Origin of the sequence: Pseudomonas sp. NPDC089534, assembly GCF_044749305.1 — a bacterium.
Taxonomy (GTDB): Bacteria; Pseudomonadota; Gammaproteobacteria; order Pseudomonadales; family Pseudomonadaceae; genus Aquipseudomonas; species Aquipseudomonas ekonensis.
The window spans coordinates 21,133-42,146 of record NZ_JBIVHR010000045.1 but is presented as its reverse complement, the minus strand read 5'-3'; the positions used below and the strand labels follow the sequence as shown (position 1 = coordinate 42,146).

The window sequence follows — 21,014 nt, the reverse complement described above, 5'->3', positions numbered from 1 at the left end:
GCGAGTTGCCGGACGCCGAGACGGATGCTAGGTTTAGCCCACCGCCCGTGTAGCTCAGCCGGTAGAGCAGCGCACTCGTAACGCGAAGGTCGCAGGTTCGATTCCTGTCTCGGGCACCATCTCTCCCTTATTTCACCTTGCGGCTCAGCTCCTCGACCGTGCGCTTGAGCTGATCCACCGCGCGGTCCTGATCGCTGAGCTTCTGCTTGAGGCTCGACAGCTCGCTGGAGCTGGAGCTTGAGGTGGAACCGCTGCTGCGCTTGAGGTCCTCCACCTGGCGCCGCAGGGAATCCAGATCCCGGTCCTGCTCCTTGACCGTCTTCTTCAGGTCGTCGATTTCCCGGTTGCTGGCGCTTGAGCTGGAGCCGTTGCTGCGCTTGAGCTCTTCGATCTGTCGGGATTGCTCGTTGACGGTGTCTCGCAGTTTCCTCAGTTCATCGATGCTCATGTCGCTTCGGACAATGACGTCCTTGCCGAAGTCGTTGTGGACGAGAGACACCTTGTCGCCGTAGGAAGGGCCGCTGTCGCTCAGTTCAATCGCCATGGCGGCTCCTGGCAGGGCCAGGGCGGCGAGCAGGGCGGTCATTGCGGTGGCGGACACGATGGACGGGGTTTTCGAAAGGCTGCGCATCACTGGGGGTTCCTTGTGGACAGCGGAGAGGTGTGCCGATATGGCACATCGCTATGACTCGGAATCCGGATTTATGTTCCCCCGGTCAGCTTTTTGTGCGAGAGATGTAAAGACCCGTGTCATTCGTCATCCAAACATCCTATATTCGGCGCCAGCACAAGCATCGCCCTGCAGTGTTCAGATGATCCCGAATGGTTCTGAAGGCCGGACAAACCGCGGCAGAGAGATCCTAGAAGATCCAGATCCATCTCCCATTCCCATGATCAGCGAGAACGCCATGATCCCTAAAGAACAACGAATCGATGTAGCGCTGGAAAAGTACCTGGCCGCCACGCCTTCCCTTCAGGAAGAAATCAGCGCCCTGGACGCCGCCGAGCAGAAGCAGCAGGCGCAGTGGGCGTTCGAGGACGAAGCCGAGTCCCGTGGGCTGGAGCCCTGGGAACTGGTGCTGGAGCTGGTGGCCGAGTCGCCGCAGGAGCTCAAGGCCATGCGCCTGGAAGTGCACCAGGAGGTGGCCGAGGCCCTGGGCATGGAGCTGCAGGACTATCTTGAGCTCAACGAAATCGACGATTGAAACAAAAACGCCAGCCCCGACGGAGCTGGCGTTTTTCGTTGCGCGGCGGCCTCAGAGGCTCAGGCGCATCGACAGGTCCACCGCCTTCACATCCTTGGTCATGGCGCCGATGGAGATGTAGTCCACCCCGGTGCGGGCGATCGGCAGCAGCGTGCTTTCGTTGATGCCGCCGCTGGCCTCCAGCTTCGCCTTGCCGCCGTTGAGGCGCACGGCTTCGCGCATGTCGTCAAGGCTCAGCTCATCAAGCATGATGATGTCGGCGCCGGCGTCCAGCGCTTCCTTCAGTTCATCCAGGCTTTCCACTTCGACCTCCACCGGCTTGCCCGGCGCGATCTTGTGCGCGGCGGCAATGGCCTGGGGAATGCCGCCGCTGGCGGCGATGTGGTTTTCCTTGATCAGGAACGCGTCGTACAGGCCGATGCGGTGGTTGTGGCAGCCGCCGCAGGTCACCGCGTATTTCTGCGCCAGGCGCAGGCCCGGCAGGGTCTTGCGGGTGTCGAGCAGCTTCACCCCGGTCTCGGCGACGAAGTCCGCCAGCTGTCGGGCGCGGGTCGCGACGCCGGACAGCATCTGCAGGAAGTTCAGTGCGCTGCGTTCGCCGGTCAGCAGCGAACGGGCCGGGCCTTCCAGGTGGAACAGCGGTTGGTTCGGGCTGACCCGGTCGCCGTCGCGCACCTGCCAGTGCACCGCCACCCGAGGATCGAGCTGGCGGAACACGGCATCGACCCAGGCGGTGCCGCAGACCACGGCGGCGTCGCGGGTGATGATGGTGGCTTTGGCCAGGCGTTCGGCCGGGATCAGCTGCGCGGTGATGTCGCCGCTGCCGATGTCTTCGCGCAACGCACGGCGGACGTTGGCTTCGATTTCGGCGGTCAAATCGGCGAGACGTAGATTCGGCATAACGGGCTCCACAGACAAAGTGGCCCGATTATAGGGGCATGGCAGGGGCCAACCCAAGGCGGTCGAGCAGGGACTTGCCCGCAGCCGGTCGATTTCCTTGAGCAATCCCCGATCGGCTGCGGTCTTTGGAAGGGAGCGCCGGCCTAGGGGAATCCCTGAGGGCTCTGGCGTCCGGGACATTTTTTGCAAGATAATCCGCCTTGCATTTGACGTCATGTCTTTGACGTCTGTCTTGAAGTCCGGTCGACAGCCCTTTCCCAAAGGGGGCCCGAACGCCTGCGCACTTGAAGAATCACCGTTCCAGGAGGCTTGGATGCACAACGACGGGAATGTAGTGCCCTTGCACAAGGCCGCTACCGATCAGGCGAGCCCTTCGCCGCTCGCCCGCCTGCCTGTGATTCTGCTTCAGGTCCGCGACAAGGCGGCCCAGCAACTGCGCCACGGCCTGCAGGCGCTGTTCGACAATGCCGACGACACCCTGTTCGAGATGGCCGACCGGGCGCGCAGCGACGTCGAGCAGAATCTGTTTTTCGAAGCCATGCGCGACCTGCGCCTCAAGCGCAAGAACATCGAACGCGGCTTTCTCGAGCATCTCTGCGAGGCCTTCATCGGCCTGACCCAGTACGATCCCGCGCACAGCGCCTTGCCGTGCGCACCGATGCCGGAGGACGGGGCGGACCGCACCGACGACCGGGAGCGCAGTGTCGCGATCGAAACCATGGTCGGCCGGGTGCTGAACCGCGACGGATTCGCCCTCGATCAGTTGACGGCGCGGCTCAATGCGCTGCTCGGCAAGACCCAGGACGATCGGTACAACCCCTTGGGCCCGGCGATGCTGTGCGAATACTTTCTGCTGGCCGGCCGCAATCTGGGGGTGGAGATCAAGGTCAAGCTGATCCTGCTCAAGCTGTTCGAGCGCTATGTCCTGGCCGACACCGATCAGCTCTACGCCGAAGCGAATCAGTTGCTGGCCGCCACCGGTGTGTTGCCTGACCTGAAGCCCGCGCCCGCCCGCCGGGCCATCGACCGGGCCCTGGCCAGTGCGCACAGCGAGCCTGAGCAAAGCGATCCGCCGCCCCTGGAGGACGGCGTGCAGGAAGTCTTCACGGCCTTGCAGGCGCTGCTGTCGCACCTGCGCGGCAGCGTGGCGCCGATCCTGGAGCCCAGCTCGGCGGTCCAGCCGATCTCCACCCGCGACCTGCTGCGCCTGCTCTCGCATCTGCAGCAGTACGTGCCGGCGCTGGCGGCGCTGGACGATTTCGACCTGCGCAACCAGCTCGAGCAATTGCTGACCCAGGTCAGCGTCAGGAGCGGCAAGTCACGCATCGTCGGCGGCGCCGACGAGGACGTGATCAACCTGATCGCCATGCTGTTCGAGTGCATCCTCGACGACCGCAACCTGCCGGACTCGCTCAAGGCGTTGATCGCCCGGCTGCAGATTCCGATGCTCAAGGTCGCGGTGCTCGACAAGAGTTTCTTCAGCCGCAGCAGTCACCCGGCACGGCGCCTGCTCAACGAAATCGCGGATGCCGCCATGGGCTGGGGCGAGTGCGACGGCCATGCGCGGGACAGCCTGTACCTGCGCATCGAGCAGGTGGTGCAGCGTTTGCTGACCGATTTCAATGACGATCCGGCGATCTTTTCCGAGTTGCTGGCCGATTTTCTCGCCTTCACCGGCGACGAGCGCCGCCGCAGCGAATTGCTTGAGCAGCGCCTGCGCGATGCCGAAGAGGGGCGGGCCAAGACCGAGCTGGCCCGCCGGCGCGTCGAGCAGGCGCTGAACCAGGCCCTGCCGGGCAAGCGCCTGCCGTCTGTCGTGGTGGCGTTCGTTGAGGACGCCTGGAGCAAGGTGCTGCTGCTGACGTGCCTGAAGCATGGCGACCTGAGCGCGGAATGGCAGGCGGATGTGCAGACCATGGAGCAGTTGATCTGGAGCGTGCAGCGCCACGACGATCCCGAGTCCGGCCCGCGCTTGCTGGCGCTGGTGCCGGGCCTGCTCAAGGCATTGCGCGACGGCCTGAACAGTTCGGCGTTCGATCCGTTCGCCACCGGCGAATTCTTCAGCGAGCTGGAGGCGTTGCACGTGCGCCTGTTCGAGCGCGCCGATGAGTCCGTGCCGGCCGAGGCGCCTGCCACGGTCGAGGTGTCGCGCAGGATTGTCCTGCGCACGGCCGAGGAGGCTTTGCCCGTGCGCCTGCCCCGGGACGATGCCGGCCTGCTTCAGGTCGAGCAGTTGCGGCTGGGCAGTTGGGTGGTGTTTCAGGAAGACGAAGAGCACACGCTGCGCTGCAAGCTCGCCGCCATCAACGAGACCACCGGCAAATACGTGTTCGTCGACCGCACCGGCATGAAGGTGCTGGAGCGCGACCGCACCGGGCTGGCCCTGGAGTTGCGGCGCGGCGCGGCGTGGAGGCTGGACGACACCTTGCTGTTCGATCGGGCGCTGGAGTCGGTGCTCGGCAATCTGCGGCGGCTCAACCGCGCCAAGTGATCGCGTCCGGGACGCGGATCACGGCATACTGGGCGCCAACACAGTCGGCGTTGAAGGAATCGGTATGCAGTTGGATCCCGCAAGCGGGTGGTGTCACGGGGTGCAGGTCTGTCCGTCGCCCAACTTCAATGAACGCCCGGCGGGTGAAGTCTCCCTGCTGGTGATCCACAACATCAGCCTGCCGCCGGCGCAGTTCGCCACCGGCAAGGTGCAGGAATTTTTCCAGAACCGTCTGGATGTCACCGAACATCCCTACTTTGCGGGTATCGCCGACCTGCGGGTGTCTGCGCACTTTCTGATCGAGCGTGACGGCAAGGTCACTCAGTTTGTCTCCTGTCTTGAGCGCGCCTGGCATGCCGGCGTCTCCAGTTTCGAGGGGCGTGAGACCTGCAACGATTTTTCCGTGGGCATCGAGCTTGAAGGCACCGATGATCTACCGTTCACCGACGCGCAGTATCAGGCGTTGACCGCGCTGACCCGGCAGTTGCAGGCGAGGTTTCCGGCCATCACCGGACAACGCATCTGCGGGCACAGCGACATCGCCCCCGGCCGCAAGACCGACCCGGGGCCGGCATTCGACTGGGCACGCTACCGGGCGGCCCTGGCACAAGAGGAAGGACAATGAGTTTTCTGGTGTTGCTGTTGGCGGTCTGGATCGAGAAGTTCTCGGCCCTGCGCCATCGGGTTCAACGCGACGGCGGATGGATCCGCGAACTGCACAAGCTCGAAAGCGGCGGTTTGGGCAAGCGCCCCTGGCTGGTGCTGACGGTGCTGGTGCTGCTGCCGGTGGCGCTGCTCGGGCTGCTGCTGGTGGTGCTGGAGCCGGTGGCCTACGGCCTGCTGGCCCTGCCGGTGCATCTGCTGGTGGTGATCTACAGTCTGGGGCGCAACGACCTGCTCGGCGGCCTGGGGCCGTTCCGCGACGCCTGGCGCCGGGAAGACCTGCAAGCGGCGGCCCATGTGGCCAAGCGGGACCTGGGCATCTGCGCCGACCGTGGCGAGCAGTTGCTGGCGCGGGTGCAGGGGCATCTGCTGTGGCAGGCCTACCAGAGTTTCTTTGCGGTGATCTTCTGGTACTTCCTGCTCGGCCCGGTGGCGGCCCTGAGCTACCGGTTGCTGGCGCTGGCCGAGGACAACGCCGCGAACCCGGCGGTGGCCGAGCGGGCGGCGCAGCTGCGGCACGCGTTCGACTGGGTGCCGGTGCGCCTGCTGGCGGCGAGCCTGGCCCTGGTGGGCAACTTTGTCGCGGTCAGCCGGGTGATGCTGCACGAGCTGCTGAACTGGAACATCAGCGCCGCCCGCCTGATCGACAAGGCAGGCCTGGCGGCCGGGGAGATCCCGCCGCCGGTGACCGGCCCGGAAGGCATCAACACCCTCGACTGCCTGTGGGAGCTGCTGCTGCGCGCCGCCGTGCTGTGGTATGCCGGGTTTGCCTTGTGGACCGTCCTGGTGCGCTGACCGGATTCCCTGTGGCGAGGGAGCTTGCTCCCGCCCGCGATGGGCCTGCTGCGCAGTCCAGCGGGAGCAAGCGCCCTCGCCACGCCCGTTAACCTTAAGTTACAAAACCTCCCTCCGATTTGAGCTATACAGAGATGGCGCTCGATAGTGGCCATCTGCTGTCGCCTCGCGCCTGCCAATAAAAACAAGAACAAACCAAGGGAGACTTCCAGTGAAGAGCTTGCTCTATCCCGCCGTCTCGCTGATGAACCGCCTGAGCTTCGGCATGAAGTTCAGCCTGATCAGCGTCCTGTTCCTGGTGCCGATGCTGGTGACCAACTTCTATCTGGTGCGCGATTCGTACCGCGAGTTCCAGGGCACCCGTGTGGAGCTGCAAAGCCTCGACCTGCTGGGCAGCAGCCTGAGCCTGCGCCGGGATCTGGAGACCCTCAACAACCTGGTGCAGATCAACGTGACCCTCGGCCAGTCCGGCAAGGCCGGCAACGTCGAGGCGAGCATCACGACCCTTGAACAGAGCGTGCTGGCGCGTCTGCAAGGGTTGACGGCGATGACCGACGATCCGGAGCAGATCAAGGTGTTCGAGGCCAAGCGCGACGAAATGATCGCTGCGTTCAAGGCCCAGCAAGCGGAAAACTCCCTGCAAAGCAAAAGCGCGCTGATCGGCAAGCTGCTGGGCAGCGCGCAGATCTTCAGCCAGATCATCGCAAGCCAGGCCGGCCTGAGCCGCGACGGCCAGAGCGACATGCGCCAGCTCAGCGAACTGGTCACCGCCATCACCCCGGCCGTCACCCAGACCCTCGGCGAAGGCCGGGCCATGGGCTCGTACTCGTTGGGCCAAGGCTTTCTCAACAGTTCATCCAGCACCCGCTTCGACGAGTTGCTGGCGCAGATCGAAAAGCTGCAGGCCGAGTACGGCCTGAAACTGCAGGACGCCCTCGGTTCGAGCAAGGCCGCGCATGAGTTCCTCAGCGCGCCGGCGGACGCCAGCAAGGCGTCGCTCAAGCAGGCCAGCGAGCTGTTCGAAGAGCAGGTGGTGATGGCCGACACCCTCGATGCGCCGTGGCAGGCGTTCTACGATCAAGTCACCGAGCTGATGGAGCGCACTTACCAGCTCAACGACGCCACCCTGAAATTCCTCGACAGCCAGTTGCAGCAACGCCTGGCGCAGAACCGCACGCACATGGTGCTGCAAGCGGTGGCGCTGGCGGTGGTGTTCGTGCTGATCTTCTACCTCTACGGCGGTTTCTACGCCTCGACCCGCACCACCCTCAAGCGTCTGGGCGCCATGATGGACAAAGTGGCGGCCGGCGACATGACGGTGAATTTCCGCGCCAACAGCCAGGATGAGTTGGGCGAGCTGGGCGAGGTGTTCAACGGCACCGTGAAGAAGATCCACGACCTGATCGAACGGGTCGGGCAGACCGTCAGCGAAGTCGAGCGCCAGGCCGGGCAAGTGCAGAGCGTGTCGGCCCAGAGCAACCAGGCGGTGGCCGGGCAGCGTACCCAGATCGAGCAGGTGGCGACGGCCATGAACCAGATGTCGGCCACCTCCCAGGAAGTGGCCCGCAGCGCCGCGGCGGCGGTCAGCAGCGCCCACAGCGTGAACGACGAAACCGTCAGCGGGCGCGGTCTGGTGGAGTCCCAGCAGGGCAGCATCGCGGCGCTGGCCAGCGAGATCGATCAGTCGGTGCTGGTGATCAATCAGTTGGCCAGCGACAGCCAGTCGATCAGCAGCGTACTGGAAGTGATCAAGAGCATCGCCGAGCAGACCAACCTGCTGGCGCTCAACGCCGCCATCGAAGCGGCGCGGGCGGGCGAGCAGGGGCGGGGCTTTGCGGTGGTGGCGGACGAGGTGCGGACCCTGGCCAAGCGCACCCAGCAGTCGACCGAGGAAATCGAGCAGATGATCGCCAGGCTCCACGGCGGCGTGGGCGCGGCGGTGAAGGCCATGGGCGTCAGCCACCAGATGGCCAACGGCACCGTAGGGCAGTCGGAAAAAGTACAGCAAGCGCTGGAGAACATCCTCGGCGCGGTCGGCATGATCGTCGACCAGAACCAGCAGATCGCCGCCGCCGTGGAACAGCAGACCGCCGTGGCCCATGACATCGACCGGAACATCGTCGAGATCAACCGCGCCGGCGAACGCACGGCGCAAGGCGCGCACCAGACCGAGGATGCCAGCCGGGCCTTGTCGGCGCAGGTGGTGGAGCTCAAGCAGTTGATCAACGCGTTCCGGGTCTGACGACGGGTTTGATCCGGTCCCTGCGGGCGCAGGTCCGCTCCCGCAGGTGAGGTTGTGGAATTTTTTGTAGTACTTTTTTGCTTACATTTGTAAGCCAAATCCTGTTTTTCTCCGCGCTCTGTTTTTTCGTCTTCAATCAATCAAGATCACTCGACTTGACCGCTTGGAGGAGCCCGTTAATGTCCGTTGCAACCTTGGGAGTCCAGGGCCGTTGCGCCCATTGTCAGACCACCCTGGTGCTGAAGTCCTGGCAACTCAACGCCCTTTCGATCAATGAAGCCTTCACCTGCCCCCATTGCGAACAACGGCTGGAGCTGCGTTGCCCGCAGCAGATCAAACGCTTCAAGTCCCTCGATTCGCTGGGGCTGCTGCGCGCCAGCGCGCGGGTGACGGTGTGCACCGCCTTGCTGGTGGCCTTGGTGATGGAGTGGGTGGGGCTGCTCAGCGTCACCGAACAGTTGAACGCCTCGTTGATCACGGTGTTCGTGTACTTCGCGGTCACGCGCTACTTCCGTCACCGCCAACGCTTGACGCTGATCCTCGACGCCGCCAAGGCCCACGGCGACTGATCTACCAGCCGAACACCTCGCAGGCGTTGGCCGTGCTGGCGGCGGCCAGCCGTTCGGGGCTGACGGCCATCAGGGCGGCCAGCGCCACGCAGATCGCCGGCAGATGCACCGGGGTGTTGCGCACGCCGGGGAACATGGCGGGGGCCATGTCCGGCGAGTCGGTCTCCAGCACCACCGAATCGAGCGGCAGATCCGCCAGCACCCGGTGCAGGCGCAGCGCCTGGGGCCAGGTCGGTGCGCCGCCCAGGCCCAGCCTGAATCCCAGCTTGATGTACTCCCGCGCCTCTTCGCGGCTGCCGGCGAAGGCGTGGATGATGCCGGCGCGCTTGAGCCTGAACCGCTTGAGCGTGGCGATCACCGCCGCATGGCTGCGCCGCACGTGGATCAGCGCAGGCAGCCCGAAGTCCGCCGCCAGTTGCAGCTGAGCCTCGAACAGCGCCTGCTGGCGCTCGCGGTCGAGGGTTTCGATGAAGTAGTCCAGGCCGATCTCGCCCACCGCGCACAATTGCCGATGGCCGCGCAGCCGGGTCAGCCAGTCGCCGAGCGCCTGCACGTCCTGCGGACGGTGTTGGTCGAGATACACCGGATGCAGGCCGAACGCCGCGTACAGGTCGGCGTCGCCCTGCACCAGGTCCCACACCCGTTGCCAGTTGTCTTCATGAACCCCCAGCACCACCATCCGCCGCACCCCCAAGGCGCGGCTCTCGGCCATCAACGCCGCACGGTCGGCGTCGAAGTCGGGAAAGTCCAGATGGGTGTGGCTGTCGATCAGCTCCACGGTTCAGTCCCGGCGGATGCGCTGCTTGAAGGTGCGGGCGATGGCCTGCACGCCAGGCTCGTACTCCGACTGCTCGACGGCGGCCAGCGCCAGGGCCAGGGCCTTGTCGGCGATCAGCTGGTGCTGCTGGGCCATGGCGTTGACCGGCAGCGGCAGGAAGTCCAGCAGTTGCGTGTCGCCGAAGGTGCCCAGGCGCAGCGGGCGGTTCTTGAGCGGGAAGTCGTGCAGCGCATCGAACACGCCCTGCAGCAGCACGTAGGAGGTGGTCACCAGTGCGTCCGGCAAATGCCCCAGCCGTTGCAGGAGTTCTTCCATCAGTTGCTTGCCGCAGTCGCGGCTGAACGATTCGGCGTGCTCGATGAGGACGTCGCCCTTGAACCCGGCCAACGCCTGTCTGAACCCGGCGGCCCGCTCCTGGCTGATGCTCAGTTCGGGACGGGCGCCGAGCAGGACGATCTGCTTGGGCTGCGGGTCGAGCAGGCTCTGGGTCAGGTGCAGGCTCGCCTCGCGGTCGTCGCTGATCACCGAGCAGAAATGCGCAGGATCCATCACCCGGTCGATGGCGATGATCGGCAGGCCCTTGGCCTGAAGCTGGCGATAGCTGTCGTCGCCGGCCGGCAGGCAACTGGCGACGATCAGCGCATCGCAGCGGCGGGCGCGGAACAGTTGCAGCAGTTGCCGTTCGCTGTCCGGCGCATCGTCGGAGCTGGCGATCAGCAATTGGTAGCCGCGGGCCCGGGCGCCTTGTTCCAGCAGCTTGGCGATCCGCGCGTAACTGGGGTTTTCCAGGTCCGGCAGGATGAAGCCCAAGGTGCGGGTGTGCCGGCTGCGCAGCCCGGCCGCCTGGGGATTGGGGGTAAAGCCGTGCTGATCGACCACCGCCCGCACCCGCTCGACGGTGGCGTTGCTGATGCGTTGCTGTTCGGCCTTGCCGTTGATGACGTAGCTGGCGGTGGTCACGGACACTCCGGCCAGCCGCGCGATATCACTGAGTTTCACCCGGGATTTCCTTGTTTTTTCCAGCGTGCCCCGACATTTTCGCCAATCCTAACCGATTCGGGGAGGCGACCATTGTCGCAGCGCAGCCGACGGTTGGCCTTCAAGGATGGGACATTATCGAGTAACGTGCCGATCAATCTAGATTAAACGTTTCAGCAGGCGTATTTTCTGCACTTTAGTCGCCTTTGGCCGGTGCTGCCGCGAATCCGCCAAAACTGCCCCTGAAAAGTGCAGGCGCTAAGCTGAAACTATCCACAACAATACCTGGCACCTCCCGATGCCAAAAAGGAGAACGCATGCTCGAGCTCACTGTAGAGCAGATTTCCATGGGCCGGTCGGCTGTGGATAAGTCCGCCGCCCTGCAACTGCTGGCTGATCGCCTGGTGGCCGACGGACTGGTGGCCGACGGCTACCTGGCCGGTCTCCAGGCACGGGAGGCCCAGGGCTCGACCTTTCTCGGGCAAGGCATCGCCATCCCCCACGGCACCCCGGAAACCCGCGACCAGGTGTTCGCCACCGGCGTGCGGCTGATGCAGTTCCCCGACGGCGTGGATTGGGGCGACGGCCAGACCGTCTATCTGGCCATCGCCATCGCGGCCAAGTCCGACGAGCACCTGCGCCTGCTGCAACTGTTGACCCGCGCCCTGGGCGAGACCGACCTGGGCCAGGCGCTGCGCCGCGCCGGCTCGCCCGAGGCGTTGCTGAAGCTGCTGCAAGGCGCGCCCCAGGAGTTGGCGCTGGATGCGCAGATGATCGGCCTTAGCGTGTCCGCCGACGATTTCGAAGAGCTGGTCTGGCGTGGCGCCCGGCTGCTGCGTCAGGCCGATTGCGTGAGCAACGGTTTCGCCGGCGTGCTGCAGCAGGTCGAAGCGCTGCCGCTGGGCGACGGCCTGTGGTGGCTGCACAGCGAGCAGACCGTGAAGCGTCCGGGCCTGTCGTTCGTCACCCCGGACAAGCCGATGCGCTACCTCGGTCAGCCCCTCAACGGGCTGTTCTGCCTGGCCAGCCTGGGCGAGGCCCACCAGGCGCTGCTCGAACGCCTGTGCGCGCTGCTGATCGAGGGGCGCGGCCATGAACTGGGCCGCGCCACCAGCAGCCGCAAAGTCCTGGAGGTGCTGGGCGGCGAGCTGCCGGCCGACTGGCCGAGCGCGCGCATCGCCCTGGCCAACGCCCACGGCCTGCATGCGCGGCCGGCGAAGGTGCTGGCGCAACTGGCGAAAAGTTTTGAGGGCGAGATCCGCATCCGCCTCGTCGACGGTCAGGACAGCGCCGTGTCGGTGAAGAGCCTGAGCAAGCTGCTCAGCCTCGGCGCCCGTCGCGGGCAAGTGCTGGAGCTGATCGCCGAACCGGCCATCGCTGCCGATGCCTTGCCGGCGCTGCTGGCGGCCATCGAAGAAGGATTGGGCGAAGAGGTCGAGCCGCTGCCGGCGGTCTCCCCTGCGCAGGAGGCGCTCGCCGAGGTGGCCGAGGTGGTTGTCGCGCCGGCCTCCGGCAGCCTGCTGCAAGCCATTGCCGCCGCCCCCGGCATCGCCATGGGGCCGGCGCACATTCAGGTTCAGCAAGCCATCGACTATCCGCTGCGCGGCGAGTCCGCCGCCGTCGAGCGCGAGCGCCTCCGGCAAGCGCTGAGCGAGGTGCGCCGCGACATCCAGGGCTTGATCGAGCGCAGCCAGGCCAAGGCCATCCGCGAGATTTTCATCACCCACCTGGAAATGCTCGACGACCCGGAGCTCACCGACGAAGTCGACACCCGCCTCAAGCAGGGCGAAAGCGCCGAAGCGGCGTGGATGACGGTGATCGAAGCGGCGGCCAGGCAGCAGGAGTCGCTGCAGGACGCCTTGCTCGCCGAACGCGCCGCCGACCTGCGCGACATCGGCCGGCGGGTGCTGGCGCAACTGTGCGGCGTGCAGGCCGCGAGCGAACCGGCGCAACCGTACATCCTGGTGATGGATGAAGTCGGCCCGTCCGATGTGGCGCGGCTCGATCCGGCGCGGGTGGCGGGGATCCTCACCGCCCGCGGCGGGGCCACCGCCCACAGCGCCATCGTGGCCCGGGCGCTGGGCATTCCGGCGCTGGTCGGCGCCGGCGCGGCGGTGCTGCTGCTGGCGCCGGGCACGCCGCTGCTGCTCGACGGGCAGCGTGGCCGCCTGCACGTGGACGCCGACGCCGCGACCCTGCAACGGGCCGCCGAAGAGCGCGACACCCGCGAGCAACGCCTGAAGGCCGCCGCCGAACAGCGCCATCAAGCGGCGCTCACCACCGACGGTCACCGGGTGGAGGTGTTCGCCAACATCGGCGAAAGCGCCGGCGTCGTCAGCGCGGTGGAACAGGGCGCCGAAGGCGTCGGCCTGCTGCGCACCGAACTGATTTTCATGGCCCACCCGCAAGCGCCGGACGAGGCCACCCAAGAAGCCGAATACCGCCGCGTCCTCGACGGCCTCGCCGGGCGTCCGCTGGTGGTGCGCACCCTGGACGTGGGCGGCGACAAGCCGTTGCCCTATTGGCCGATCGCCAAGGAGGAGAACCCGTTCCTCGGCGTGCGCGGCATCCGCCTGACCCTGCAGCGGCCGCAGATCATGGAAGCGCAGTTGCGCGCCTTGCTGCGTTCGGCCGACGACCGTCCGCTGCGGATCATGTTCCCCATGGTCGGCAGCGTCGAGGAATGGCGCCAGGCCCGGGACATGACCGAGCGTCTGCGCCGGGAAATCCCGGTGGCCGACCTGCAACTGGGGATCATGATCGAAGTGCCGTCCGCCGCGCTGCTGGCGCCGGTGCTGGCCCGGGAGGTGGACTTCTTCAGCGTCGGCACCAACGACCTGACCCAGTACACCCTGGCCATCGACCGCGGCCACCCGACCCTTTCCGCCCAGGCCGACGGCCTGCACCCGGCGGTGCTGCACCTGATCGACATCACCGTGCGCGCCGCCCATGCCCACGGCAAATGGGTCGGCGTGTGCGGCGAGCTGGCGGCCGATCCGCTGGCGGTGCCGGTGCTGGTCGGCCTCGGCGTGGATGAGCTGAGCGTGTCCGGCCGCAGCATTGCCGAGGTCAAGGCGCGCATCCGCGAACTTGCCCTGACCCAGGCGCAAACCCTTGCCCGGCAGGCGCTTGCCGTGGGCAGCGCACAGGATGTGCGCGCATTAGTGGAGGCTCTGTAAATGGCCAGGATTCTTACCTTGACCCTCAACCCGGCGCTGGACCTGACGGTGCGCCTGCCGCGCCTTGAGGCCGGTCAAGTCAACCGCAGCGACGAGATGCACAGCCACGCCGCCGGCAAAGGGGTGAACGTCGCCCAGGTGCTGGCCGACCTGGGGCATCAGCTGACGGTCAGCGGGTTTCTCGGCGAAGAGAACCTGCAGGCGTTCGAGAACCTGTTCGCCCGGCGCGGGTTCGTCGACGCGTTCATCCGCGTGCCGGGCGAGACCCGCAGCAACATCAAGCTGGCCGAGCACGACGGCCGCATCACGGACATCAACGGGCCGGGTCCGGTGGTCGGCGCCGTGGCGCAGCAGGCCTTGCTCGACCGTCTGGTGCAGATCGCGCCGGGCCACGATGCGGTGGTGGTGGCCGGCAGCCTGCCGCGCGGGGTGAGCGCACAGTGGCTGCGCGAGCTGATCGAGCGCCTGAACGGTTTGGGCCTGAAGGTCGCGCTGGACACCAGCGGCGAAGCGCTGCGCGCGGCGCTCAAGGCCAACCCGTGGCTGATCAAGCCCAACGCCGAAGAGCTGGCCGATGCGCTGGGTTGCGATGTGCTGTCCCACGAGGCCCAGGCGCAGGCGGCCAGCCGTCTGCACGCCCAGGGCGTCGAGCATGTGGTGATTTCCCACGGGGCCGAAGGCGTGAGCTGGTTCGCGGTCGGCGCGGCCCTGCACGCCACGCCGCCGAAGGTCAGCGTGGCCAGCACGGTGGGGGCGGGCGACTCGTTGCTGGCCGGCATGCTTCACGGCCTGCTCAGCGCCGATACGCCTGAGCAGACCCTGCGCACCGCCACGGCGATCGCCGCGTTGGCGGTGACCCAGATCGGTTTCGGCATCCACGATGCGGCGCGGCTGGCGCCGCTCGAACAGGGCGTGCGCGTGCGTCCCCTGACAGAACAATAAGAGGGTTTGTCATGAAGTTAGCCATTGTCACGGCCTGCCCGAACGGCATGGTCACCAGTGTGCTGTGCGCCCGCCTGCTGGAGGCGGCGGCCCAGCGCCAGGGCTGGAGCACCAGCGTCGAGGTGGTGGATGCCGCGCACCCGGAGCGCCGGATGTCGGCCGCCACCCTTGAGGCGGCCGAGTGGGTGCTGCTGGTCGCCACGGGGCCGGTGGACATGACCCGGTTCATCGGCAAGCGGGTGTTCCGGATCGCGCCGGCGCAGGCGTTGCAGGATGTCGAAGCGGTGCTGCGACGCGGGGCCGCCGAGGCCGCCGAGCAAGTCGCCGATCATGCCGCCGGTCACGCCGAAGCCGTGCCTGCGGCATCGGGCGCCCCGCGCCTGGTGGCCGTCACGGCGTGCCCGACCGGCGTCGCCCACACGTTCATGGCCGCCGAAGCCTTGCAGCAGGCGGCCAAGCGCCTGGGCTACGAGCTGCAGGTCGAGACCCAGGGCTCGGTCGGCGCCCGCAACCCGCTCAGCGCGGCGGCCATCGCCGAGGCGGACGTGGTGCTGCTGGCGGCGGACATCGAAGTCGCCACCGAGCGCTTCGCCGGCAAGCGGATCTACCGCTGCGGCACCGGCATCGCCCTCAAGCAGTCCGAAGCCACGCTCAAGAAAGCCTTGGCCGAGGGCAAGCCGGAGAGTGCCGCGGGCGACGCAAAGGCTGCGCCGAAACAAGAGAAGACCGGCGTCTACAAACACCTGCTGACCGGTGTGTCGTTCATGTTGCCGATGGTGGTGGCGGGCGGCCTGATGATCGCGCTGTCGTTCGTGTTCGGCATCACCGCGTTCAAGGAGGAGGGCACCCTGGCGGCGGCGCTGATGCAGATCGGCGGCGAGACCGCGTTCAAGCTGATGGTGCCGTTGCTGGCCGGCTACATCGCCTATTCCATTGCCGACCGTCCGGGCCTGGCGCCGGGGATGATCGGCGGCCTGCTGGCGAGCACGCTCGGGGCCGGGTTCATCGGCGGGATCGTCGCCGGGTTCATCGCCGGCTACACGGCCAAAGCGATCAGCCGCTATGTGGCCTTGCCGCAAAGCCTTGAGGCGTTGAAGCCGATCCTGATCATCCCGTTGTTCGCCAGCCTGTTCACCGGGCTGGTGATGATCTACGTGGTCGGCAAGCCGGTGGCGGGCATGCTGGCTGCGCTCACGCATTTTCTCGACAGCATGGGCACCACCAACGCGATCCTGCTCGGCGTGCTGCTGGGCGGCATGATGTGCGTCGACCTCGGCGGGCCGATCAACAAGGCCGCGTATGCGTTTTCGGTGGGGCTGCTGGCGTCCCAGAGCTACGCGCCGATGGCCGCGACCATGGCCGCCGGCATGGTGCCGCCGATCGGCCTCGGCATCGCGACGTTCCTCGCCCGGCGCAAGTTCGCCCAGACCGAGCGCGAGGCCGGCAAGGCGGCGCTGGTGCTGGGGCTGTGCTTTATCTCCGAGGGGGCGATCCCGTTCGCCGCCAAGGATCCGCTGCGGGTGATCCCGGCGAGCATCGCCGGCGGCGCGTTGACCGGTGCGTTGTCGATGTATTTCGGCTGCAAGCTGATGGCGCCCCATGGCGGGTTGTTCGTGATGGCGATTCCGAACGCGATCAACCATGCGCTGCTGTATCTGCTGGCGATTGTCGCGGGGAGTTTGCTGACGGCGTTGGCGTATGCGGTGGTCAAGCGGCCGGAGTCGGTGGAGCTGGCAGTGGAGCCCGGCGTCGCCTGATCGCGGGCCTGTGGTGAGGGAGCTTGCTCCCGCTGGGCTGCGAAGCAGACCCTTTTTTTGGGGGCCGCTGCGCGCCCCAGCGGGAGCAAGCTCCCTCGCCACAGGTAAACGCCTTGGCCTTGGGCGGGTGTCACTCCGGGGTCATGAAGGCGTGCTTTAGTTTTCCTTTTTTCAGGGAGAACACCATGAGCGAATTCGACCTCGGTCGCCGACGGGTCATGCAGGTTGTCGGCGCCGGATTGCTGGTGCCGGGGATGGCGCCGGCCGTGATCGCCTCGGTCAAGGACCGGCCGAAACTCACCGACGGCGTGCAGTCCGGCGACCTGCTGGGCGACCGCGCCATGATCTGGAGCCGCACCGACCGCCCGGCGAAGATGGTGGTGGAGTGGGACACCCGCAGCCGCTTCGGCAATCCGCGCCGCGTCGTCTCGGCGCTGGCCGACGCCGGCACCGATTTCACCGCCCGGGTCGAGCTCACCGGCCTGCCCGCCAACCAGGCGATTTTCTATCGCGTGCACTTCGAAGACGCCCGCACCGGGGTCGCCAGCGAACCGTGGCTGGGCCACCTGCGCAGCGCACCGTCGGGCCGGCGCGACCTCCGTTTCGTCTGGAGCGGCGACACGGTCGGCCAAGGCTTCGGCATCAACCCGGACATCGGCGGCATGCGCATCTACGAAGCCATGCGCCTGCGGCTGCCGGACTTCTTCATCCACAGCGGCGACACCATCTACGCCGACGGCCCGGTGCCGGCGCAGCTGACCACCGAGGGCGGCCGCATCTGGCGCAACCTCACCAGCGAAGCCAAGAGCAAGGTCGCCGAAACCCTCGACGAATACCGCGGCAACTACCGCTACAACCTGATGGACGAGAACGTCCGCCGGTTCAACGCCGAGGTGCCGCAGATCTGGCAGTGGGACGACCATGAAGTGGTGAACAACTGGTCGCCGGGCAAGCAGCTCGACGAGCGCTACCAGGAAAAGGACATCCACACGTTGGTGGGCCGCGCCCGCCGTGCCTGGCTCGAATACGCGCCGATGCGCCTGCAGGCCGCCGACGGCGGCGGGCGGATCTACCGCCGGCTGAAATACGGGCCGATGCTGGAAGTGTTCGTGCTCGACATGCGTAGCTACCGCGGGGCCAACGACGACAACCTCGGCGCGGCCAAGCCGTTCCTCGGGCGCGAGCAACTGGACTGGCTCAAGCGCGGGCTCAAGAGTTCGAAGGCCCAGTGGAAAGTGATCGCCGCCGACATGCCCATCGGCCTCGGCGTGCCCGACGGCGAAGTCAGTCCCGGCGTGCCGCGCTGGGAGGCGGTGGCCAACGGCGACCCCGGTCAGGCCCAGGGCCGCGAGCTGGAAATCGCCGAACTGCTGGGTTTCCTGCGGGCGCAGCAGGTGCGCAACTTCGTGTTCCTGACGGCGGACGTGCATTACTGCGCGGCCCATCACTACCACCCGGACCGCGCCGCGTTCCAGGACTTCGAGCCGTTCTGGGAGTTTGTCGCGGGACCGTTGAACGCCGGCAGCTTCGGGCCCAATGCGCTGGACAAGACCTTCGGTCCGGAGGTGGTGTTCCAGAAGGCGCCGCCGACGCAGAACGCCTCGCCGTTCGCCGGCTTCCAGTTCTTCGGTGAGGTGAACATCGACGGACGCAGCGGCGAGATGAGCGTGATGCTGCGGGATCTGAACGGGGTGGCGGTGTTCGAGCAGAAGCTGCAGCCGGCCTGACCCCTGCGGCACCTGTAGGCGCGAGCCTGCTGGCGATGGCGGTGGGTCAGTCAACGATGAGTCGACAGGCCCGGCGCCATCGCCGGCAGGCTGGCTCCCACAGTGGAGATGTGTCAGTAGACGTCGCGGCGGTAGCGGCCCTGTTCGATCAGGCGTTCGACTTCGGCGGCGCCGAGGATGTCGTTGAGCGCCTCGTCGACGCCCGAGGCCATGCCCTTGAGGCTGCCGCAGATGTAGATCACGGCGCCGTCCGCCAGCCACTTTTTCAGTTCCTCGGCGGCTTCGCGCAAGCGATCCTGCACGTAGACCTTCTCGGCCTGATCCCGCGAGAACGCCAGATCCAGCCGCGCCAGATCGCCGTTGACCAACCACTCCTCCAGCTCCGCGCGGCAGAGGAAGTCGTGTTCGCGGTTGCGCTCGCCGAACAGCAGCCACTGACGCTGTTGGCCATCGGCGATCCTGGCCTTGAGCAGGCTGCGCAGCCCGGCGAGCCCGGTGCCGTTGCCCAGCAGAACCATCGGCACCGGCGCGTTCGGCAGGTGGAAGCCGCTGTTGCGCCGTACCCGCAGACTGATGCCGGTGCCGATCGGGGCGTGTTCGGTCAGCCAGCCGGAGCCGATGCCCAGGCTGCCGTCGGCGCGCTGTTCCTGGCGCACGATCAGTTCCAGCACGCCGTCGGCGGCTATCGAGGCGATCGAGTATTCGCGCATCGCCAGCGGCACGGTCGCGTCGATCAGCGCCTGGGCGTGCAGGCCCAGCAGGTGCGCCCGGTGTTCGGGCAACTGGCGGGTGGCCAGGGCCCGCTCCAGCGGTTCTTCGAGGCCGTTGACCGTGACGGTGGTTTCGCCGCGGATGCCGAGGCCGTCGAGGAAGTGCTCGATGGCCCACGGGCAGTTGCGCGGCAGCACCTCGACCAGGTCGCCGGCCAGCCAACTGCCGATGCCCGGTGCCGTCAGGCCCAGCAGGAAGACGGGGGCGCCGCTGCTGTCGGGGTTCATCAGGTCGCGGCGCGCCAGCGTCCAGTTCTCGTAGTCCGGGGCGCGCCAGGTGTCGACCGGCGCCTGCCCGGTGATCAGGCCCAGCTGCGTCTGCCAGTGGCGCAGGGCGTAAGGGTCGCCGCCGTCGACTTCCACCGGCGCGAACAGGGTCTTGGCGCCGTGCTCGCCCAGCCACCGGTGCAGGCGTCGGGCGAAGCCGCAGAAGTGCTCGTACTGGCGGTCGCCGAGACCGAGCACGGCGTAGTTCAGGCGGTCGAGGGCCGATGCGTTGCCCAGCACCTTGCGCTCGAAGGCGCGGGCGCTGTCCGGCGCCTGGCCGTCGCCGAAGGTGCTGACCACGAACAGGGCGTTGCCCGACTCGCGCAGATCCTGTTCGCTGACGTCGGCCAGCGGCTGCACCTTCACCGGCAGTCCGGCGGCCTGCAGTTGGCCGGCGGTCTGCCAGGCCAGCTGTTCGGCGAATCCGCTCTGGCTGGCGAAGCCGATCAGCCACGCCGGCGCGTCGCCGGTCGGTTGCCCGATGCCTTGGCGGGCGTCCCTGACCTGTTTTTTCTTGCGCCGGCGGTCCAGGTACAGCAGCCAGCCGGTGATGAAGAACAGCGGCATGAGCACAGCGGCGACGGTCACGATGATCCGACCGGCGAGGCCGAAATAGCTGCCCACGTGCAGGGCGTAGATGCTGGTCAGCAGCTGCGCCTTGAAGCTCTTGTCCGCGTAGCGGTCGACCCGTTTGACGATGCCGGTGGCCGGGTCGAGGGTGATCTGGTTGAGGGCGCGCTCATGGGGCGAGCTCTCCAGCAGGTAGAACACGGTGGCCGGTTGGCCGGCCACCGGCGGCATGCGGATGTTGTAGGCGGAGAGGCCAGGGCCGGCGGCGCTGTAGATGCTGCTCCACATCGCCGCGTAGTCGGCGGTCGGCGCCGGGCCTTCCGGGGCCGGGCCGCGGCCGCCGCGCACGCGCTCGTTCTGCGGGGCGTCCGACAGCAGCTTGGTCAGGCCTTTGTTGTACCACTCGTAGGACCAGGACAGCCCGGTCAGCGCCAGCAGCAGATAGACCAGCAGGCACCAGGTGCCGGCCACCGAGTGCAGGTCCCAGTTGAAGCTGCGGCCCTTCTTGTTCCAGTCCAGGGTCAGCCACACGCGCCAGCTGTTCCACTGGCGCGGCCAGCGCAGGTACAGGCCGGACAGGCAGAAGAACACCAGGATCAGGGTACAGGCGCCGGTGATGTTGCGGCCGGTGTCGCCCATGGCCAGGAAGCGGTGCAGCTGCAGCATCAGGCCGAAGAAGTCCTGGCCGACGGCATCGCCCATGAATTCGGCGGTGTAGGGGTTGAAGTAGCGCATTTCGCCGCGGCGCTCGCCCTTGGGCGGAGTGAAGTACACGCGGGCGGCGGTGCCGCTGTCGGTCTCGACCCAGAGCATCGAGACCTTCTTGCCCGACGCGCCCTCGATGCGCTCCACCAGTTCGGCGGGCGGAAGGACGCCGGCCACCTGTTTTTCCACCTGCAGCACCGAGGGGTTCAGCGCCCGCAGGATTTCGTCCTGAAAGGAATAGGCCGCACCGGTGATGCCCATCAGGGCCAGCACCAGGCCTGCGCTGATGCCAAAAAACCAGTGCAGCTGGAACAGGGTCTTCTTCAACACGTCACTCGCCTTGTCCGTTCGAAAGTCTCATCACGGCGCGCATTATGCCGTGGGCTTGGAGAAGCGTTCTTTGATTACGCACAAATGCCCCGTTCAATCGAATGAACGGGGCATTGGCGTTTCCACGTCTTCCTTGCGGGAGCGAG

At 66.9% G+C, this 21,014-nt stretch carries 15 protein-coding genes, 1 tRNA gene and 1 pseudogene; 12 read left to right on the top strand and 5 right to left on the bottom strand.

What is annotated here, in order from left to right; all coding sequences use genetic code 11:
• Positions 1–43: 43 nt before the first annotated feature.
• Positions 44–119, top strand: a tRNA-Thr gene (locus ACIP0B_RS15700).
• Between the two features lie 8 nt (positions 120–127).
• On the opposite strand, the gene ACIP0B_RS15695 is transcribed toward ACIP0B_RS15700, so the two are convergent.
• Positions 128–631 (bottom strand): hypothetical protein, encoded by a 504-nt coding sequence (locus ACIP0B_RS15695; protein WP_400833407.1) that lies wholly within the window; start codon positions 629–631, stop codon positions 128–130.
• Positions 632–908: 277 nt separating this feature from the next.
• On the opposite strand from ACIP0B_RS15695, the gene ACIP0B_RS15690 reads away from it, so the two are divergent.
• The gene (locus ACIP0B_RS15690) at positions 909–1,205 is read left to right on the top strand and encodes a DUF6388 family protein (RefSeq protein ID WP_400833406.1); all 297 of its coding nucleotides are present in this window, start codon (positions 909–911) and stop codon (positions 1,203–1,205) included.
• A 51-nt stretch (positions 1,206–1,256) separates the two neighbouring features.
• Here ACIP0B_RS15690 and nadC read toward each other — a convergent pair whose 3' ends face one another.
• Entirely contained in the window at positions 1,257–2,105 is an 849-nt protein-coding gene (gene nadC / locus ACIP0B_RS15685) for a carboxylating nicotinate-nucleotide diphosphorylase (protein WP_400833403.1), read from the bottom strand.
• A 313-nt stretch (positions 2,106–2,418) separates the two neighbouring features.
• Between nadC and ACIP0B_RS15680 the strand changes: the two genes are divergently transcribed.
• From ACIP0B_RS15680 to ACIP0B_RS15655, 6 genes and pseudogenes are all read left to right on the top strand, one after another.
• On the top strand, positions 2,419–4,596 hold the full coding sequence (locus ACIP0B_RS15680; protein WP_400833402.1) for a DUF1631 domain-containing protein: 2,178 nt from the start codon (positions 2,419–2,421) through the stop codon (positions 4,594–4,596).
• Positions 4,597–4,660: 64 nt separating this feature from the next.
• Positions 4,661–5,221, top strand: coding sequence for a 1,6-anhydro-N-acetylmuramyl-L-alanine amidase AmpD (ampD, locus tag ACIP0B_RS15675; protein WP_400833399.1), 561 nt, complete (start codon positions 4,661–4,663; stop codon positions 5,219–5,221).
• On the top strand, positions 5,218–6,054 hold the full coding sequence (gene ampE / locus ACIP0B_RS15670) for a regulatory signaling modulator protein AmpE (protein ID WP_400833396.1): 837 nt from the start codon (positions 5,218–5,220) through the stop codon (positions 6,052–6,054). Before ampD ends, ampE begins: the two co-directional genes overlap by 4 nt.
• Before the next feature lie 244 nt (positions 6,055–6,298).
• Positions 6,299–7,390, top strand: a pseudogene (locus tag ACIP0B_RS15665) (methyl-accepting chemotaxis protein); the annotation flags it as partial.
• The gene (locus ACIP0B_RS15660) at positions 7,367–8,296 is read left to right on the top strand and encodes a methyl-accepting chemotaxis protein (protein WP_400833417.1); all 930 of its coding nucleotides are present in this window, start codon (positions 7,367–7,369) and stop codon (positions 8,294–8,296) included. The pseudogene ACIP0B_RS15665 and the gene ACIP0B_RS15660, both read left to right, overlap by 24 nt.
• A gap of 179 nt (positions 8,297–8,475) precedes the next feature.
• The gene (locus ACIP0B_RS15655) at positions 8,476–8,865 is read left to right on the top strand and encodes a hypothetical protein (RefSeq protein ID WP_400833393.1); all 390 of its coding nucleotides are present in this window, start codon (positions 8,476–8,478) and stop codon (positions 8,863–8,865) included.
• Between the two features lies 1 nt (position 8,866).
• Here ACIP0B_RS15655 and ACIP0B_RS15650 read toward each other — a convergent pair whose 3' ends face one another.
• Both ACIP0B_RS15650 and cra read right to left on the bottom strand, forming a co-directional pair.
• A complete protein-coding gene (locus ACIP0B_RS15650; protein WP_400833390.1) occupies positions 8,867–9,643 on the bottom strand; it encodes a TatD family hydrolase in 777 nt (258 codons plus the stop codon).
• Between the two features lie 3 nt (positions 9,644–9,646).
• A complete protein-coding gene (gene cra, locus ACIP0B_RS15645) occupies positions 9,647–10,642 on the bottom strand; it encodes a catabolite repressor/activator (protein ID WP_400833387.1) in 996 nt (331 codons plus the stop codon).
• Between the two features lie 296 nt (positions 10,643–10,938).
• On the opposite strand from cra, the gene ptsP reads away from it, so the two are divergent.
• From ptsP to ACIP0B_RS15625, 4 genes are all read left to right on the top strand, one after another.
• Positions 10,939–13,800 (top strand): phosphoenolpyruvate--protein phosphotransferase, encoded by a 2,862-nt coding sequence (gene ptsP, locus ACIP0B_RS15640; protein ID WP_400833384.1) that lies wholly within the window; start codon positions 10,939–10,941, stop codon positions 13,798–13,800.
• Positions 13,801–14,742, top strand: coding sequence for a 1-phosphofructokinase (gene pfkB, locus ACIP0B_RS15635; protein ID WP_400833382.1), 942 nt, complete (start codon positions 13,801–13,803; stop codon positions 14,740–14,742). It begins immediately after the preceding gene.
• 11 nt (positions 14,743–14,753) lie between these two features.
• Positions 14,754–16,499, top strand: coding sequence for a PTS fructose-like transporter subunit IIB (locus ACIP0B_RS15630; protein WP_400833380.1), 1,746 nt, complete (start codon positions 14,754–14,756; stop codon positions 16,497–16,499).
• A gap of 185 nt (positions 16,500–16,684) precedes the next feature.
• Positions 16,685–18,226, top strand: coding sequence for an alkaline phosphatase D family protein (locus tag ACIP0B_RS15625; RefSeq protein ID WP_400833378.1), 1,542 nt, complete (start codon positions 16,685–16,687; stop codon positions 18,224–18,226).
• A 113-nt stretch (positions 18,227–18,339) separates the two neighbouring features.
• Here the strand turns inward: ACIP0B_RS15625 and ACIP0B_RS15620 are convergent, their stop codons facing one another.
• Positions 18,340–20,868: a PepSY domain-containing protein gene (locus ACIP0B_RS15620; RefSeq protein ID WP_400833375.1), complete on the bottom strand. Its 2,529-nt coding sequence runs from the start codon at positions 20,866–20,868 to the stop codon at positions 18,340–18,342.
• Positions 20,869–21,014 lie beyond the last annotated feature (146 nt).

Bases quoted from the DNA above. Each gene is read 5' to 3' on its own strand.
- ACIP0B_RS15690 (WP_400833406.1), top strand. From the start codon at position 909: ATGATCCCTAAAGAACAACGAATCGATGTAGCGCTGGAAAAGTACCTG.
- ACIP0B_RS15660 (WP_400833417.1), top strand. From the start codon at position 7,367: ATGACGGTGAATTTCCGCGCCAACAGCCAGGATGAGTTGGGCGAGCTG.
- ACIP0B_RS15680 (WP_400833402.1), top strand. From the start codon at position 2,419: ATGCACAACGACGGGAATGTAGTGCCCTTGCACAAGGCCGCTACCGAT.
- ACIP0B_RS15625 (WP_400833378.1), top strand. From the start codon at position 16,685: ATGAGCGAATTCGACCTCGGTCGCCGACGGGTCATGCAGGTTGTCGGC.
- nadC (WP_400833403.1), bottom strand. From the start codon at position 2,105: ATGCCGAATCTACGTCTCGCCGATTTGACCGCCGAAATCGAAGCCAAC.
- ACIP0B_RS15695 (WP_400833407.1), bottom strand. From the start codon at position 631: ATGCGCAGCCTTTCGAAAACCCCGTCCATCGTGTCCGCCACCGCAATG.
- ampD (WP_400833399.1), top strand. From the start codon at position 4,661: ATGCAGTTGGATCCCGCAAGCGGGTGGTGTCACGGGGTGCAGGTCTGT.
- ACIP0B_RS15630 (WP_400833380.1), top strand. From the start codon at position 14,754: ATGAAGTTAGCCATTGTCACGGCCTGCCCGAACGGCATGGTCACCAGT.
- ptsP (WP_400833384.1), top strand. From the start codon at position 10,939: ATGCTCGAGCTCACTGTAGAGCAGATTTCCATGGGCCGGTCGGCTGTG.
- pfkB (WP_400833382.1), top strand. From the start codon at position 13,801: ATGGCCAGGATTCTTACCTTGACCCTCAACCCGGCGCTGGACCTGACG.
- ampE (WP_400833396.1), top strand. From the start codon at position 5,218: ATGAGTTTTCTGGTGTTGCTGTTGGCGGTCTGGATCGAGAAGTTCTCG.
- ACIP0B_RS15655 (WP_400833393.1), top strand. From the start codon at position 8,476: ATGTCCGTTGCAACCTTGGGAGTCCAGGGCCGTTGCGCCCATTGTCAG.